The organism is Prosthecobacter debontii (assembly GCF_900167535.1).
In the GTDB taxonomy this organism is placed as follows: Bacteria; Verrucomicrobiota; Verrucomicrobiia; order Verrucomicrobiales; family Verrucomicrobiaceae; genus Prosthecobacter; species Prosthecobacter debontii.
Window position 1 is genome coordinate 1 of record NZ_FUYE01000047.1, and the last position, 1936, is coordinate 1936.

General features: G+C 27.9%; 2 protein-coding genes. Both read left to right on the forward strand.

Features of this window, described 5'->3' with window-relative positions; all coding sequences use genetic code 11:
• The first annotated feature begins 226 nt into the window (after positions 1-226).
• Entirely contained in the window at positions 227-523 is a 297-nt protein-coding gene (locus tag B5D61_RS26010; RefSeq protein ID WP_139373516.1) for a hypothetical protein, read from the forward strand.
• 12 nt (positions 524-535) lie between these two features.
• Positions 536-1087 (forward strand): hypothetical protein, encoded by a 552-nt coding sequence (locus B5D61_RS25465; RefSeq protein ID WP_078816240.1) that lies wholly within the window; start codon positions 536-538, stop codon positions 1085-1087.
• Positions 1088-1936 lie beyond the last annotated feature (849 nt).

Here is a 1936-nt window from a genome sequence, read left to right on the forward strand (position 1 = left end):
CGTTTAAACGCAGTCGAAACAGCTCTACAAGCTCTACAAGCTCTACAAGCTCTAGAAATTGGTTAGAAACGACTTATCCCCTGATTCAAGGGGATAAGTCTATCCAGATACAGATACAGATACAGATAGAAATTTGTTAGATTTTGATTGTATTGTCAATTAGTTTTTATAAAAAATTTAGTGTATCTGTAACAGGATAAATAATCTCAAAATACAAGGAGTAAACGTGATTAGTGAAAAAGAAAAATGTTATATACAAGCATTTATAAGTTCAAATTTAGACTCAATGTATAAAAGAACTCATAGTTTTGAAATTGAAAAGTATTTTAAGTTATTTAAATTAATAATAAAAAAAAGATTAGAAACAGGTTTTTTAACAACAACAGATTTTAAAAATAAAACTTTAAAATTGAAATTAAAACCATTAACAGAAGAACAAATAAAGGCTTTAGAATGGATTAATAACAATGAACTTTTTTTAAAAGAAAATATAGAATTTTTATTAAAAAGACGAAAAAAATAAGTTGGAGGTATTGTGGTTAGAAAATTAAAATTTAAAGAAAATCTTGTAATTAGTTATGATGAATATTTAGAAAATAAAAGCAAATATTTATTTGAGATTGAGAAACCTTTAAAAAGTGATTTAAAACTAAATAATCCCCATGGACAAGGGAAGAAGATAGAAAGGCTTACAAAAGAATTACATTTACGTATAGGAGAGCTAGAAAACGATATTATCAAGTTTGGTAGCGAAGAAAAAAATTTAACAAGATCAACATTTGTAAGATATTTAATTTTAGAATATGGGAAACAGTACGTAAGAAAAGAAATTAGTGAAAATTATTATAATAGTCTAAAAAAATATAAAAATTTGTTTGATGAACTAGAATTAAAAAGGGAACTAAGAGAAAATTTATTAAAAAAAAGAGGAGCAGATAAAAAAACTGCAAATCAGCTTTGTTACCAAAGAACTAAATTAAAATTTGAAATAGAAAATATAGAAAAAGAAATAAATCATTTAAGTGCTTATTTAAAAAAATATGAAAAGTTTTTTGAAGATGAAATCACCAATTCTGAAAAAATATAATATACACGTTACCCCGTTTATTTTTGTGTCACAAAAAATAAACGAACGTGTTGGGGTTTTACCCCAAGCCCCGCTTCACGAAGTGAAGCATTCCAAGTTTTTTACTGCCGTGGCTAAAAAATCAACCCTGATTTATTTTTTTAACTAATATTTACAAAATTTTTTGTAAATATTAGTTAAAAAAAACGCCCCAATCATGGGGCTTAAATAAATTAAATAAAAAATAAATTGAAATGATTTTTTCAATGTGCTAATATAAGACAAGATAAAAAATTAACCAGTAAAAAATAAAAAAAAAAATGGCTGTAAAATGCTACCAACATTTTACAACCCAATTAGTTTGTAGTACCAATACAAACCAATCTAAATTAACTGATGTAATCGGCACCAGCTAATTAATTTCATATACGGAGTATAACACATTTTCCTGTTAAACTCAAGTATGAAAAATTGGAGAGTATAGCGACTACAAACAGTAGTCGCTTTTTTTTTAAAAATATAATCTTGCAAAAATAATTAAATACAATTTGGAGAAAATCGAGGCTATCTATTACTCGATAAATCCAGTCGTCAAGCACGAGGCGATATGCGGGGTTTAAAAGCTCGGTATTATGAATTGTTGCAATGGTGAAAGCTACCATACAATAAAGGCTGGGAGGTTGCTCTATTGGGAGCGTTTAAAAGTACCTAATTTATTAATGCAAGGATAAGGGGTATATTTGCTAGGGGGAGCATTAGCAAAGGCTAAATTAGCCGTTTAAACGCAGTCGAAACAGCTCTACAAGCTCTACAAGCTCTACAAGCTCTAGAAATTGGTTAGAAACGACTTATCCCCTGATTCAAGGGGAT